Origin of the sequence: Aquimarina callyspongiae (assembly GCF_034322225.1) — a bacterium.
Taxonomy (GTDB): Bacteria; Bacteroidota; Bacteroidia; order Flavobacteriales; family Flavobacteriaceae; genus Aquimarina.
Window position 1 is genome coordinate 919,996 of record NZ_JAXLPA010000003.1, and the last position, 15,298, is coordinate 935,293.

The 15,298-nt window shown below is 31.9% G+C and carries 19 protein-coding genes; 11 read left to right on the forward strand and 8 right to left on the reverse strand.

The genetic code is table 11. From position 1 onward, the window contains the following. Positions 1-3: 3 nt before the first annotated feature. The 11 genes from modA (at position 4) to U0D62_RS16320 (ending at position 8,056) form a co-directional block, all read left to right on the forward strand. Entirely contained in the window at positions 4-777 is a 774-nt protein-coding gene (gene modA / locus U0D62_RS16270; RefSeq protein ID WP_322288366.1) for a molybdate ABC transporter substrate-binding protein, read from the forward strand. Next, complete coding sequence (locus U0D62_RS16275; protein ID WP_322288367.1) at positions 774-1,178, forward strand: TOBE domain-containing protein; 405 nt, start codon at positions 774-776, stop codon at positions 1,176-1,178. Before modA ends, U0D62_RS16275 begins: the two co-directional genes overlap by 4 nt. Beyond that, entirely contained in the window at positions 1,174-1,845 is a 672-nt protein-coding gene (gene modB / locus U0D62_RS16280; RefSeq protein ID WP_322288416.1) for a molybdate ABC transporter permease subunit, read from the forward strand. Before U0D62_RS16275 ends, modB begins: the two co-directional genes overlap by 5 nt. Further along, a complete protein-coding gene (locus tag U0D62_RS16285; RefSeq protein WP_322288368.1) occupies positions 1,842-2,717 on the forward strand; it encodes an ATP-binding cassette domain-containing protein in 876 nt (291 codons plus the stop codon). Before modB ends, U0D62_RS16285 begins: the two co-directional genes overlap by 4 nt. A gap of 103 nt (positions 2,718-2,820) precedes the next feature. Continuing rightward, on the forward strand, positions 2,821-3,651 hold the full coding sequence (locus U0D62_RS16290; RefSeq protein WP_322288369.1) for a helix-turn-helix domain-containing protein: 831 nt from the start codon (positions 2,821-2,823) through the stop codon (positions 3,649-3,651). A gap of 58 nt (positions 3,652-3,709) precedes the next feature. Continuing rightward, positions 3,710-4,120, forward strand: a complete 411-nt coding sequence (locus tag U0D62_RS16295; RefSeq protein WP_322288370.1) for a DUF1761 domain-containing protein — start codon at positions 3,710-3,712, stop codon at positions 4,118-4,120. A gap of 10 nt (positions 4,121-4,130) precedes the next feature. Further along, positions 4,131-4,661 carry a DUF5655 domain-containing protein gene (locus U0D62_RS16300; protein ID WP_322288371.1) on the forward strand — a complete coding sequence of 177 codons (531 nt, stop codon included), beginning with the start codon at positions 4,131-4,133 and terminating at the stop codon, positions 4,659-4,661. A 167-nt stretch (positions 4,662-4,828) separates the two neighbouring features. Then, entirely contained in the window at positions 4,829-5,530 is a 702-nt protein-coding gene (locus U0D62_RS16305; RefSeq protein ID WP_322288372.1) for an ArsR/SmtB family transcription factor, read from the forward strand. A 28-nt stretch (positions 5,531-5,558) separates the two neighbouring features. Further along, the gene (locus tag U0D62_RS16310; protein WP_322288373.1) at positions 5,559-6,029 is read left to right on the forward strand and encodes a DinB family protein; all 471 of its coding nucleotides are present in this window, start codon (positions 5,559-5,561) and stop codon (positions 6,027-6,029) included. A gap of 222 nt (positions 6,030-6,251) precedes the next feature. Continuing rightward, positions 6,252-6,620, forward strand: a complete 369-nt coding sequence (locus U0D62_RS16315; protein WP_322288374.1) for a BlaI/MecI/CopY family transcriptional regulator — start codon at positions 6,252-6,254, stop codon at positions 6,618-6,620. Then, positions 6,617-8,056 (forward strand): M56 family metallopeptidase, encoded by a 1,440-nt coding sequence (locus tag U0D62_RS16320; RefSeq protein WP_322288375.1) that lies wholly within the window; start codon positions 6,617-6,619, stop codon positions 8,054-8,056. Before U0D62_RS16315 ends, U0D62_RS16320 begins: the two co-directional genes overlap by 4 nt. Positions 8,057-8,122: 66 nt before the next feature. Here the strand turns inward: U0D62_RS16320 and U0D62_RS16325 are convergent, their stop codons facing one another. From U0D62_RS16325 to U0D62_RS16360, 8 genes are all read right to left on the reverse strand, one after another. Next, positions 8,123-8,518, reverse strand: coding sequence for a hypothetical protein (locus tag U0D62_RS16325; protein WP_322288376.1), 396 nt, complete (start codon positions 8,516-8,518; stop codon positions 8,123-8,125). A 62-nt stretch (positions 8,519-8,580) separates the two neighbouring features. Further along, a complete protein-coding gene (gene pheS, locus U0D62_RS16330; RefSeq protein ID WP_322288377.1) occupies positions 8,581-9,600 on the reverse strand; it encodes a phenylalanine--tRNA ligase subunit alpha in 1,020 nt (339 codons plus the stop codon). Between the two features lie 300 nt (positions 9,601-9,900). Then, complete coding sequence (locus U0D62_RS16335; RefSeq protein ID WP_322288378.1) at positions 9,901-10,374, reverse strand: YHS domain-containing (seleno)protein; 474 nt, start codon at positions 10,372-10,374, stop codon at positions 9,901-9,903. Positions 10,375-10,407: 33 nt separating this feature from the next. Next, the gene (locus U0D62_RS16340; protein WP_322288379.1) at positions 10,408-10,761 is read right to left on the reverse strand and encodes a hypothetical protein; all 354 of its coding nucleotides are present in this window, start codon (positions 10,759-10,761) and stop codon (positions 10,408-10,410) included. 376 nt (positions 10,762-11,137) lie between these two features. Beyond that, the gene (locus tag U0D62_RS16345) at positions 11,138-11,494 is read right to left on the reverse strand and encodes a hypothetical protein (RefSeq protein ID WP_322288380.1); all 357 of its coding nucleotides are present in this window, start codon (positions 11,492-11,494) and stop codon (positions 11,138-11,140) included. Between the two features lie 143 nt (positions 11,495-11,637). After that, the gene (locus tag U0D62_RS16350; protein WP_322288381.1) at positions 11,638-12,777 is read right to left on the reverse strand and encodes a porin family protein; all 1,140 of its coding nucleotides are present in this window, start codon (positions 12,775-12,777) and stop codon (positions 11,638-11,640) included. A 16-nt stretch (positions 12,778-12,793) separates the two neighbouring features. After that, positions 12,794-13,681, reverse strand: coding sequence for a sugar-transfer associated ATP-grasp domain-containing protein (locus U0D62_RS16355; protein WP_322288382.1), 888 nt, complete (start codon positions 13,679-13,681; stop codon positions 12,794-12,796). Positions 13,682-13,706: 25 nt separating this feature from the next. After that, positions 13,707-15,290, reverse strand: coding sequence for a 7TM domain-containing protein (locus U0D62_RS16360; RefSeq protein WP_322288383.1), 1,584 nt, complete (start codon positions 15,288-15,290; stop codon positions 13,707-13,709). Positions 15,291-15,298: the final 8 nt, after the last annotated feature.

Here is a 15,298-nt window from a genome sequence, read left to right on the forward strand (position 1 = left end):
TTAATGAAAATTGCAAAAACCTGCATCAGCACTCTTTTCCTAGTAATAGCTATACTGATTTTTTCTAGTTGTAAAACAGAAAAAAATCAACATATAACTATTGCCACTGCTGCTAATATGCAGTTTGCTATGAATTCACTTGTTCAAACTTTTACAAAACAAACAGGGATTCAATGTCAATTGATCATCGGTTCTTCTGGCAAGCTTACTGCTCAAATTAAAGAAGGTGCCCCTTACGATTTATTTGTTGCCGCAAACTTAAAATACCCAGAAGAGATTCAACATAGTAATCTAGCCGTGTATCCCCCAAAAGTGTATGCTTATGGTACATTAGTTTTATGGTCTATGAATGATAGTATTCAACCATCTATAAATAGGTTAATGCATCCTAAAATACATCATATTGCTCTTGCCAACCCTAAAACCGCACCTTATGGAGTAGCGGCTATTGAAACTTTACAAAATTATGACATCTATGATACAATACTCAATAAGCTCGTATACGGAGAAAGCATTGCGCAAACAAACCAATTTATCACTTCTAAGTCGGCAGAAATAGGTTTTACTTCTAAATCGGTTGTTTTATCTGCCAAAATGAAAGGGAAAGGTAACTGGTCAGAAATTGATCCTGCTATTTACTCTCCTATAAAGCAAGGAGTCGTTCTTATTAATCAGAAGTCTCTTCACCCTAATGCAGAAAAGTTTTATGAATTTCTTTTTTCTAAAGAAGCCAAAAAAATATTAGAAGATTTCGGATATTTAGTATCACAACCATGAACAATTTACAAGGACAAATATCAAACATACAGGTAAATACCAATTTATCACTGGTTTCAGTAAAAATCAATGAAAACATTGAATTAAAAGCTATTGTTGTAGAAACACCCAAAACAGCTTCGTATTTACAATTAAAAAATCCTGTTAAGGTATTGTTCAAAGAAACTGAAGTAATCTTAGCGACAAATGATGTTTCTAATATTGGGTTATTAAACAAAATTAAAGGTACTATTCTCACTATCGAAAAAGGAATATTACTTAGTAAGATTACAATTGATACAGAAATAGGTGAAATCATTTCTATTATAGCAACTGAAGCTATCAACAACCTCAATTTGACAAATCACAAAGAAGTTGTTGTTATGATTAAGATTAATGAAATAATGTTATCACATGATTGATTGGGCGCCTTTAATATTAACTTTTAAACTAGCACTAGTCACTACAATAATACTATTGATAGTTTCATTACCTCTAGCCTATTGGTTAGCATATTCAAAATCTCGAATCAAACCTATTATCGAAACTCTTGTGAGTATGCCTTTGGTATTACCACCAACTGTTTTGGGGTTTTATCTACTAATGGCTTTTAGTCCTGGAAATGCTTTTGGAAGTTGGTTAGACGAATGGTTGGGTATACGGCTTATTTTTTCATTTTCTGGTCTTGTTATAGCATCCGTTTTATATAGCTTACCATTTATGGTACACCCTATTCAATCTGGTTTATCCAGTCTCTCTCCAACATTGGCAGAAGTATCTTATACTTTAGGAAAATCTAAAATGACTACCTTATTTAAGGTTCTACTTCCAAATATTAAACCAGCTCTTTTAACAGGGATTGTACTGACTTTTGCTCATACCATAGGTGAGTTTGGTGTTGTATTGATGATTGGTGGTAATATTCCGGAAAAAACAAAAGTTGCTTCTATAGCTATTTATGATGAAGTCGAAGCGCTTAATTATGGAGCAGCCAATACCTATTCTCTTATCTTATTTGTGATTACATTTATCATATTATTAGCGGTATATCTTACTAATGGAAGGTATTTAAAAAAATTCTTGAAATGATTGATTTAAGTATTTATAAAACACTTCAGGCCGCTCAAGGAGATATGGTGTTAGATATTAACTGTACAATCACTAAAGGACAGTTAGTGTCTTTATACGGAATATCGGGAGCAGGAAAAACATCGATTCTAAGAATTCTCGCCGGACTAATGAATCCAGATAAGGGAACAATTTTGGTACATGAACAAACTTGGTTGGATACTACAAAAAAAATTCAAATTCCTCCACAACAACGTAAAATAGGTTATGTTTTTCAGGAATATGCGCTTTTTCCTAATATGACTATCCGTAAAAACCTTGAATTTGCTTTAAAAAAAGGACAGGATAATCATAGTATAGAAGAGCTAATTGATCTTATGGAGTTGGGTGAATTACAACATAGAAATCCGCATACACTATCTGGTGGACAAAAACAAAGAGTGGCTCTGGCTCGCGCATTGGTTCAAAAACCAGAAATTCTATTACTTGATGAACCTCTTTCTGCATTGGATGTAACCATGCGTAACAAACTACAGGATTATATTCTAAAAGTACATCGCCAATATCAATTAACCACCATTTTGGTCAGTCATAATATTGGAGAAATTATAAAATTATCTGATCACATGATTTGTATCGATCAAGGTAAAATAATACAACAAGGTGATCCCGCAGAACTTTTTAGTACTAATAAAATTAGCGGTAAATTTCAGTTTACAGGAGAAGTTATTAAAATCCAAAAAGAAGATGTAATATATATTGTAAGTATTTTAATTGGCAATACGATGGTTAAGGTCATTGCACAATCATCAGAAATTACAGACATAAACCCTGGTGATACTGTTATTGTAGCTTCCAAAGCTTTTAATCCAATTATCCAAAAGTTTATTTAATGAAAATGCTTTTTACAGATAAAAAATAATCTCTCTGTTACGTTATCTTGACATCTATGACATATAGTAATACCATTTATTAATCAAAATTTATATTTAGGATATGCATTTTGAAACCCACGTACTTTCATCACCTATTGATCAATATATCGAATCAATATTCCATTTTAAAGATTTCATTCCGGATCATTCTATTGAACGAGTAGTGCCAACCGGTCATATTTTTATCATTTTTGAATTGGACAATATCCCTAGAAATACTTTTGATAATGAAACTTTGCAACCTAATAATACCTATACTAAAGTATGGATTTCAGGAATGCACAAAAATTATATTTCAATTTCAGCACATCACAATTCTGAAATGTTTGTTATTCAGTTTAAACCTTTTGGTGCTCACCCTTTCTTTCACTTTCCAATACATGAGTTAAATCAAAAAATTCTTCCCGCCCAGGAAATTTTAGGAGATGACGTTATAAATCTACGAGAAGACATTTACGCACAAAACGACTCTAAATCGAAGTTTATTCTGGTAGAAAAATGGTTAAAAAACAGGTTTGACTCTCAAAAAACACCTCCTTTAGATCTGTTACAAGTATTAGAAACATTGCAACAAGAATCTGCAACAAACTATCCGGCAGTAATCAATAAATATCCAAATACTCAAAAACATTTGATTGATCAATGCAAGAAATATATTGGACTAACCCCAAAGTATTTTCAACGAATCTTACGTTTTAATGAAATTTTCAAACAACTCCAGCAAAAAGAAAAAATCTCCTGGTCGCAAATTGCTTATCAATGTGGATATTCAGATCAATCACATTTTATAAAAGAATTCAAGCATTTTTCTGGTTTTAACCCAGAAGAGTTTATCAAACAAGATTTTGATCCTGATGAACAGAATTTTTTTCCGCTAGATCGCGAAGGTTAATTTTTTACTATATCCATAAAAGTGGTTTTATTAACATTGCTTTTTAAAACAACACTTTATGGATTTAATAACAGCATTTACAAATATTAACTGGTTATCAGTACTTGCAGGGACTGTATCATCATTCATTATTGGTGGGATTTGGTATGGCCCTTTATTTGGTAAAGCCTGGATGGCAGCATTTAATTTTACAATAGAAGATCTCAAAAAAAGAAGCATCCCCAAAACTTTTGGGATATCTATTTTACTTGCTTTTATTGCAACAGTAAATTTAGAAATGTTTATTGGTGCAGAAGCTGATCTCGTTTTTGGTGCTTTGGCAGGTTTTTTTGCAGGAGTAGGTTGGGTAGCCACTTTTCTTGGGATTTTATATGTTTTTGAAATGCAATCTTTAAAAGCGTATCTTATCAATGCAGGATATTGTATCATTTCATTAACAATAATAGGAGCCATTTTGGGCATCTGGTAATATTTTAATTATGGAAAAAGGACTATTAGAAAAAACAGGCAAATCATTGGAACATTGGATTGACGTTGTTCAAAAAAGTAACATTGAGAAGCATAAAGCTATTATTGATTTTTTAAAATCAGAACACGGATTTACTTATGGTTATGCAAATTTTGTAGCGTTAAAAGCAAAAAAATCAGATGCAGGTTCTATTGATGATACCGATTTATTAACTAATCAGTATAAAGGAAAAGAGCATTTAAAACCTATTTATGAAGAGCTGTTAAAGGCAATAAAGGTTTTTGGAAATGATATTACAAAGACTCCTAAAAAAGACAGTGTAAGTATGATTAGAAAAAAACAATTTGCACTCATCAAACCTGCTACAAAAACTAGAATTGATCTGGGCTTAAAGCTTAAAGGAAAACCTACAACCGATCGTCTTGAAAATTCTGGTCCTTTTGGCACCATGTGTACACATCGCGTACGGATTACATCAGTTGAAGAAGTAGATTCTGAACTTATTAGTTGGTTAAAAGAAGCCTATCAAATGGCTGAATAAAATTCCTTGTATAAATTATATAGTTCATTTTAAAATGAACTATTACAAAAAAATACAGATTAGGTTTGCACAAAATAACATAACGATTACGATAATGAACCTGTCTTAGTAGTAGATAATCTTGAAAAAGAAAAAGGTCATTTCAAGAAATCAATCAAAAAGTATATATGCATAATCTACCTGAAAATATAGAACAACACTTTGGTAATATAGCCGTTTTGATTGGAGAAAAATCCAGAGCTATAATGCTTTGGAACTTATTAGATGGTCGAGCATATACTGCTAATGAATTAGCAACTTGTGCTGAAATATCGGCACAAGCAGCCAGTAATCATCTTTCTAAACTAGTAAAAGGACAATTACTTGTTGTAGAGAAACAAGGCAGACATAAGTATTATAGGTTTGCAAACGATAAAGTTGCTTTGGTAATAGAAAATATTGCTGGTTTACTACCTGTTCCAGATTTAAAAAAAGATATCATCCAACAAAACCCTAAAGGAATACAATATGCCAGAACCTGTTATGACCATCTTGCCGGTAGAGCTGGTGTAGAAATAACAACTGCATTTATAAACAAAGGAATTCTTGTTTTTGATTCTAATAATTATTCAGTTACACCATCAGGAGAACAATGGTTCTCAGATATAGGAATACAGCTTAAGACTGTAGAACAGATGAAGCGTAAATTTGCATTTCCCTGTCTTGACTGGACAGAAAGGAAACATCATTTAGGAGGAGCTTTAGGAGCTGTTTTCTTTTCTACAATACTAGAACATGATTGGATTAGAAAGATTCAACATTCAAGAGAAGTTTTTATTACTTCTAAAGGTGCCACGGAATTACGAAAAAGGCTGGATATTACATTGTAAAAACAGATTAAAGATTACCTATATCTATATGGATTCAATTGAAATTATACTGCTCAATTTTTCTGAAATAAGGAGACGTAGCATAAAGCTTTGGCAAGGGATACCCGAACAATATATGAATTGGAAACCTGATAAAGAAGCATTTAGTATTATAGAAATGATACGACATGTACTAGAAGGAGAACATTTGTATCATAAAATAATCGAAAACAAAGGAAATCTTGGTGATTATGCATCTCCGTGGCAAAATAGATCCTATTCTACTTTACGAGAAGAATTAAAATTTGCCGAAAAATACAGGAATGATTTTATCAATATGATTAAAACACTTACTGTTTCTGACCTTGAAAATATCAGTATTAAACGAACAGAGGTAGGACAAATTAAAAAACTCGGAGATTACTTAAATCGAATTGCGTATCACGAATCAGTACATACCGGTCAAATGCTTCATTATTTAAGAATAATCAATATTGAACGACCTCTTATCTGGGACTAACAACCGTTCTGATTGTTTTTAATCATAATATAATCCACATCTCCCTACCCTATAGATACCGTATTTAGAAGGTATTTTTTTTAAATTCAAACTAAATTATTAGTTCAAACTAAAAAATTAGTTTATATTAGCATTCTCAAACTAAACATTTAGTTTGAAAAACCAATAAAAAACATCTAGGTTTTTACCCAATAACTATTGATAAATGCAAAAGACAAAAAGATGAAACAACTCACTAAGGCAGAAGAAGATATTATGAAAATTCTATGGAGTTTAGATGAGGGAAGCATAATCTCCATACTCGAGCAATTGCCAGAACCTAAACCAGCCTATAATACAGTTTCAACCATTGTTAGAATATTAGAAGACAAAGGTTTTGTGAATTATAGAAAAGAAGGGCGGATACACATCTATTTTCCGTTGCTTAAAAAAACCGATTATAGCAATCAGAGTATCAATAAGCTTGTTGATGGATATTTTCAAGGTTCATTTAAAAGTATGGTCTCATTTTTTATGAAAAAGAATGATATCAGTATCACCGAAATGGAAGATGCTCTTAAAGAGATTAACAAAGAAGAAAAGAAAAAATGATACATTATATCTTACAAATACTTGCTTTTCAACTACTATTTCTAGTTGTATATGACCTATTTCTTAAAAAAGAGACATTTTTTAATTGGAATCGAGCTTACCTTATCATTACTCCTATTCTTAGTTTTATTCTTCCTTTTATTCAAGTTGATCTCATTCAAGAAAATATCCCGGAGGAGTATATGATTCAATTACCAGCAGTACTGATAGGTGGTAGTGAATCACCCGAATTTATACTTGACGAAGTTATTCTGCATACACCTGGGTATTTTGAATCGTTCTCAACTTCCATGGTATTTCAATTTCTTTGGTATCTGGGAATGGTTATCAGCTTATTCTTATTTTCCTATAAGATCTATAAGATCATATCTCTTAAAAAATCTGGTAACACAACCTCTTTGAAACGTTTTAATTTGGTTTCACTGCCGGATACGAATATAGCTTTCTCCTTTTTTAACACGATATTTTTAGGTGAAACTCTTTCTGAAGCTAAAAAAACAAACATTCTACTGCATGAAAAAATTCACGTAATAGAATATCACTCTCTGGATCTAATCTTCTTTGAGGTTTTACGAATTCTCTTTTGGTTCAACCCTCTGGTATATGTCTATCAAAAGAGAATGGCGATGCTTCAGGAGTATATTGCTGATCAAAGAGCTATCTCAGAAGTTGACAAAAAAGAATATTATCAAGATTTGTTATCGCAAGTCTTTCAAACTGATAAAATATCATTTATCAATACATTTTTCAATCATTCATTAATCAAACATCGAATAGTTATGTTACAAAAATCAAGATCAAAGAAAATTTTTCAATTAAAGTATTTGTTATTAGTTCCTGTAGTTTGCACTATGCTTGTATATACCTCTTGTACTCAAGAAAGTATTGCTCAAACAAGTTCTGAAACGGAGCTTGCATCAGGAAAAACCACACTCCTTCAAAAGATTGATGCCGTACACAATCAAATCCAAGTACAAGGCAACATTAGTCCAGAAGAAGAAAAAGCTTTAAAAGTATTAGCTTTATTAGTAAGTGATGATTTTTCTAATCCTATCCATAAGGAAGCGCATGAATTAGTAGAGATTCCTTTTGGAGTAATAGAGAAAATCCCAGTATATCCAGGTTGTGAAGGTCTATCACAAAAAGAAGCTAAAAAATGTTATAGTCAAAAAGTTTCGCAATTTGTAGCTACTGAATTTAATACCAAAATAGGTGAGAAACTAGATATTAAAGGTCGTCAAAAGATTGTCGTAAAATTTAAAATTGATAATACTGGTAAGGTAACCAATATTCATGCAAGAGCAGATCATTCTGAGCTTGAACAAGAAGCAATACGAGTGGTTAGTAAATTACCACAAATGCAACCAGGAATTCAGGAAGGCATCCCTGTTGCTGTGCAATATTCTATGCCTATTGTATTTGATTTAAAAGAATAAAATCATAAAGAGCACTAATAAAAAAAGCAAACTAAGAGTAGTTTGCTTTTTTTATTAGTGTGTATCTTATTTCATCAAAACACCTCGTTGTTCCATCACAGGCAATTCTTGAAAAGCATTTTCATTAATGGTGTTTTTTCTAAATATATATTTCTTATCATACAATTTACCTCCTGAAAAGAAAGTCACAGAAAATTCATTATTCATTGATAAAAGTTCTTCTTGAAGCAGTTCAATCTTTGCAGATGATTTGGCCTCTATTGTACCAATACCATGTCTCAATAATGACGTTTTTCTTTCTTCATCATACCCTTTAGTCACGACCAAAACCATTTCGATTGAGGTATCTCTGTCATTAATAATATAGGAGTTCCAGTCTTTTGCTAAAAATTCTTCATTCCATTCTTTAGTCACTGCAATGTAAACGTTTTCAACTACTGGTATTTCTATATCTTTTTTCATATATCCTTCTCTCATCAACCTTCTCTATAAATAAGAGAAAACTGGTTTATATATAATTCTATTTATAGCGATGACTTAAACTGTTCCAGGAAGCGAACGTCATTTTCGCTTAACATACGAATATCTGAGATACCATATAATAATAAGGCAATACGGTCAATCCCCATTCCGAAAGCAAATCCACTATATTCAGTAGGGTCGATACCACAATTTTTTAAGACGTTAGGGTCTACCATTCCGCATCCCATGATCTCTAACCATCCTGTGCCTTTGGTCATTTTATAATCAGTTTCTGTTTCAAGTCCCCAGTATACATCTACCTCAGCACTTGGTTCTGTAAATGGAAAATAAGATGGACGTAGTCTAATCTTAGATTTCCCAAACATCTCTGTAGTAAAATATTGCAATGTCTGTTTTAAATCTGCAAACGAAACCCCTTTATCAATATACAATCCTTCTACCTGATGGAAAAAACAATGTGATCTGGCAGAAATAGCCTCATTACGATATACTCTTCCTGGAGAAATAGTACGAATTGGAGGTTTATTATTCTCCATATATCGAACTTGCACCGAAGAAGTATGCGTACGCAATAAAATATCCGGATCTGTTTGTATAAAAAAGGTGTCCTGCATATCTCTGGCAGGGTGATATTCTGGCAAGTTCAATGCAGTAAAGTTATGCCAATCATCTTCTATCTCTGGTCCTTCACTTACATTAAATCCTATACGTGAGAAAATATCTGTGATTTGATTTTTTACCAAAGAAATAGGGTGACGTGCTCCTAAAGCTATAGGCTCTGAAGGTCTTGTTAAATCTCCATAAATTCCCTGTTCTTCATCTTTAGATTCTAAGTTTTCTTTTAATGCTTCAACTTTATTTTGTACCTTATTTTGAAGATTATTTATAGTTTGCCCAAATTCTTTCTTTTGGTCATTTGCTACATTCTTAAATTCCGCAAAAAACTCTTTAAGGATTCCTTTACGACCTAAGAACTTAATTCTAAACGCTTCAACTTCTTCCTTAGACTTTGCTTTAAACTCGTCTACCTCTGAGATATACTCTTTAATCTTATCAATCATCACTATTTTCTTAATAGAAGCGCAAATTTAAGATATGTATCTGGAAAGTATTGTATTTTAAACCAAAAATGCACCGAATACGTTGTATTTTGTTTGATTCTTAAAACATTTAAAGTTTTTTCAAATAACCGATGTACTTATAAGATCTTAAAATATAGAATAAAGTCCTTAATTAAATAACCTTATTTGAATCAAGTAATTTTATTATCATATGTTTATAAAAAACTAAAGCACATCAGTTTATAGTTACCAATGTGCTCTAGCGTCATCAAAATCTAAATTACTCTCTTGGGAATTGAATTAGTTATAAGTTTTACTTAATTTTTCCCAATTTTTGTTGGCTACAGAAACAAGTTTCTTGTGGTTCTTTTCTGCTAACCATAGCTGTTGAGCATCTAACTCAAGGTTATAAAGATATAAGAAGTACTTACCATCTTTTACGATAAACTTGTTTGGGTCTGGTCTAAATTTAGCTCCTGCATATGTTCCAAAAGCACAAAATCCGCCATATTGGGGTTTGTATTTTGCAGGATTCTTGTCAAAAGTTTTTTTCTGATCTGCAGAAGTAAAATAATAGATCACTTTTTCGTGTTCTGATTTATATTGTTTCAATCCTTTTTGAGCAATCCCTAAATCTAAATACGATACTGGGCTATACCCTTGCAGAGCAATATTACTATTATCTAAATTATTAGCTTTCTTATCCTGACCTAATGTTACTGTACTTATTAATAAAGCTACTATTACTGTTGATATTTTTATTAAATTTTTCATTGTGATTTTTTTATTAGTGTTAATAAATATTGATTATTGTGCATTAAAATATTCTTCTTGATTTACTTCTCCTTTATTATTCCAGATACGTCTGATGATTTCGTGCCAATAAATTTTACTACCATCAGCCATATTAAAATCAAAAGTGAATTCTGAAGCAGATACATTTCCATCAACAATAGTGTGATGATGAGTAATCCCGTTTACCTGAGCAATTGCTCCTGCAAAACCTTCCATTTTTTCTACCATTTGTTGTTTGGTAGTAGTTGCTACTCCATTATAATCTGAAGTTAGTGCATCTTCTGCAAAAAATTGTTTTACAGCATCTACGATTGCTCCTTGAGCTACTATGCTGTCCATTTTTGTTGCTTGTTCTTTAATGTTCATATTTTTAAATGTTTTTTAAACAATTATGTTCTTAATTACATTGCAAATATGGGGACGAATACTTAAGAAAGGGGTACGAAAAAAACGCCTAAAGTTGTACTTTTTAATTGCGTTTCTTTATCTTATATATTATAAAGGAGTAACAGTTTTTTATTATAACCAATATTGATATTGTCTACGCGATACAGTATCAAAACTGCTAAATTTAATGAGGCTAACTGGGTAAAAACGATATTCGACTTAAAAAAACAACGAAGTTATCAGGTGTAGAAAAATGAGATTGTAAATTGTAGTAAAAACCACAATCAATCCTTTAAAATCTATTTTTAGATTAAAAATTCAGAATTAAATATTTTCCAGGATAAACCAGTATTGTCTAATCTATGTATTTACTAACTAAAAAATAATTGACAATAGCCTCTTTCATTAATACAGATTGTTCCCCTGCTTTAAGACTAGGAAGTTGTTCTTTTACTTTATAATGTGGCCATCCTTCATCATCGTAATAATCAAACTCATAATATCCATAAGGTTCTAAAAGCCTACAAATGGCAATATGCATGAGATCCAGTTTCTCATCTTTTTTAAAGGAGCGATGTATCTGACCTAGTTCCTGCACACCAATGAGGTAAATGATGCCATCAAGATCCAGATCTTCACCTTCTGCAAACTGGGTCGATAATTTTGCTACCAGAGCATCCCAACGTTCTTTTAATTTTTCATCTCTGGCCATAATATCTTTTTAGCAAATTTTTAATCTAGTGATTTAATGAGGTTAGATTTATACAAGTTTTCATAAACATTCTCATTAAAAAATTAAGCGTTACAAAAGTAACGCTTAACTATAAAAAAATAACCTAAAAATTGGGAGAAAAACTAAAACTCCCACAAGACACCTATTCCGGCGTATTGATTTCTATAATTTCGAAAAGATCGAGCATCTATATCTGTATAATTTGTACTTCTGATTTTAGAATATATGGTTCCTGTTATTGAAAATCCTCCTCCAATCTCTCGCGCTCCATTTATTTCAAAATTAGTGTAGCCATACTTCAGCTTCTCTCCTATTTCTCCATCTGTATTTCTGGCTTGTATATCGGTATAATTTCTGGTGATGTAAGAAAGAGATGTACGTATTTTGGTTTTCTTGTTATCATATTTTGCTCGTATTCCTGGTCCTAACTGATTAAAACCAGAACGATTTGTTGAGTTATCAATTCTTACATAATAGCTAAATTCTGGTCGTAATTCAAAATTCTTACTAAATGGTAGTGTATAAAACAAGGTTCCTTTTGCATAATCCCAATCTCTTTCTCCAATATTAATATTATCTACATCACTGGCATTAAAAGTATCATACAAGCGTTTTTTGACATATCCTGTGATACCAATCTCGTGTTCGAGACGATCCACTTTAAACGATTGTACGCTTGATATCTGTACTCCATATTCATTAAATTGCAAATCTCGTGCTCCAAATGCGTCAAAATTTTTAAAGTTATAAAAGCCACCTACAGTCAGTTCGTTATTTTTAAATGGTGTTAATTCTACTCCTACAGTACCACCATAAATAGTATATCCTAATGGGTTGATTAAAACATCCTGATCTCCTCCAAGACCTTCTCTATTCATTCTTACAAATTTTGTTTTAACAAAAAGCCTTGTTCTTTTAGAGAATTTATAATCGTAATTAGCTCTTGCATCCAGGCTCCAATAACTATCATCAACGTTTTCATAATATATTCTTGAGAAAGGATTTGCAGAAAATCGAATTCTATGCTTATCCCACTTATATCGATATCTATATTTAACCTCAACGTCCTGATAAATACTACTAGAAATCAGATCACTTTCTGTAAGTATAATATCGTTTGTTCGTATTTCTGTTGGGCTTTTAAAATAATTATATTCATATCCTCCAAGGGTAGTGATATCCCAACTACTTTTGCTTTGAGCAAAAAGCGTTTTCCCTGAAAACAACACTAATAATGTGATTACAATTTTATGTGTATTCATAACAATATTTCTTCTTTTATTTATTTCCTATTCTACTATTAATGACCTCTTTAAGCCCTTTTTTATTAACTAGTTGAATCCCTAGTCCCGGACGAACATTGATTTCCATAATTTGTGGCCCTTTATATTGATCGATCACGATATCAATACCCAAGTAATTCAATGGAAAAGCTTTGGCGGTGGCCACAGAAATAGCTAGAATTTCTTTCCAATATGGAATTGGCACTCCTTTAACAACATATTTACTGTCGGGGTGGCAGTCAAAATATTTGTTCCCATCATAGACTTCTGTCAATACTCCATTGATCATATCTACGCCGATGCCAATTCCATTTTGATGAAGATTCGCCTTGCCGTCAGACCGATCTGTCGGCATTCTTAGCATTCCCATAAGTGGGGTTTGGTTAAGTGTAATTATTCTAAAATCAGGTACTCCTTGCGGGTAAATCTCATGAAAAAACAGATGCGGCTCTATACATTCTTCAATCAATACTCTATCTCCAGATCCTAATGAAAAGAAACCCATAACAATAGCAGCCATATGCTGAAATATTTGATGTTCTGAGACTATCTTTCCACTGCTTATCCAATTGCCTTGGTCGTCTTTTTTTAAAATTTTGATTCCCCCACCTCCACAACCATTAGCAGGTTTTATAGCCATTTTATCATATTGCTTACATACATTCCAAGCTTTTTTAATCTGACTATTACTTTCAATTACTGCATAGGTTTTTGCACAAGGGATATCATGCTTATGCAATATTTCTTTGGTAAGCACTTTATCATCTGCCAGTGGATAATGCTTTTTGGCATTATTAGGGTAAATAAGGTGGATGTTTCTTTCATTAAGACCAATAACTTTATCCTTATTTTGAGATTTTATATTAAATATCTTAGAGAGCATAGGTTTTATTTTTTTAAGTTTTCTGTTATTTATTTACAGGTGCGACCAGTAAAGGTTTAAATCGATAGAACTCTATCCATCGTATGCCTATATATCTTCCAAGAATCATAGCAGTGGTAATCACAAGTAGAATGATTTCTGGAAATATGACCAAAATAGATGGCAACCAACTTGCAGATAATACAGCATAACAAATCGCAGTAGCAATTAAGGTTTGTACCAACTTGTCTATTGCTATTTTATAACCATCTTCAACTGTTGAGCGTGAGAATCGCTCTGCTGCTATGGTAAGAATGATAGTAGGAAAAAAGGTAAGTGTCGTTAACCAGGTAATATTATATTTTAACCCTATATAAGCTGCCAATATCATAATCGTTACCATTACCGTAAGAGATATTACCAGTTTAGGAGTGTATAGTAATCCGATTTTATCAAAGGGGTAAGAAATTAATCCTACTAATAAAATTAATGCGACAAATAAGATTATTCCTGCTACAAATCCAGTATGGATTAAGGAAAAAGCAATAAGTGCAGGAAGAAAAACCCCAAAAGTTTTAATCCCTACAATATTTCTTAGAAATGCCACCAGAAGTCCTCCTAATGGTAATAACAATAGTAAGCGCAAAGAATTCATCGGGATAATTCCTTTATCTATTAATTTCCATAATGAAAACCCAGGTAATGCACTTATTTGGTCATTACTCATGTTTAGAAAAGCAATATGATTTACCTTATCGATTTGGTAAGTATAATCAAACTGAATATTGGCCGTGTGAGTTATAAAGGATTCATCACCTATATAAATCTCCAAATAATTTGCTGGTAGATAGGCAAAATGGTTATTTAATCCATCAAAAGGAACCCATTGATCATTAATTCGTATTTCTACCCAAGCGTGAGAAGTTCGTTTATTCGTTTTTTCTAATATGATTCCTGCTTTGATTCTTGTGGGGTATCCAAGGTTTCTTGTTAGGGCAGCAAACAATCTACTTTTTCCGTTACACGAAGCTTTGTTCTGCTCAATAGCAGTAAGAGCATCGGTTAATGTAATAATTGGTGCTGATGGTATATTTACTACATGATCAAAAATATTTTTGATTACTTGTTTGTCATTTTTAGCACCTTTACTTAATTGAGCTGCTAACGCACCAATCTTTGAGTCTTCTGATTGAATGTTTTTGGTAGGAAGAGTATATAGCTCATAGCCTTTATTGTTTCTTTTAAAATCGTTTGGGACGAAATACCGTTTTTCTTTTCCTTCAAAAATAAACTCATAGTTTAAGGAGTAATATGTATCATTTTTATCTGTTTTCCAGACCGCTCTTTCGTTTCCACCATTTAAAGGTTCTTTATAAAAACTCAGAGAATGGTCTGAAATATTTTTTTGATGTGAAATTCGTTGTCTTGGATTACTTTCTGGAACATAGGATTTTACAACTGTATTTTTATTAGCAGATTTAAAGAAGTAGTTATAATTTACTTTATAAACTTCTTCTGGATTAAAATTATCATAGTTATCAAGAACTGGTTTTATCTTAATTCCTATCGATACGAGAGCAAGAATCGATATAGATATTACAATAATTTTAAAATTTGTTTTGGAGTTCATAATCAGTT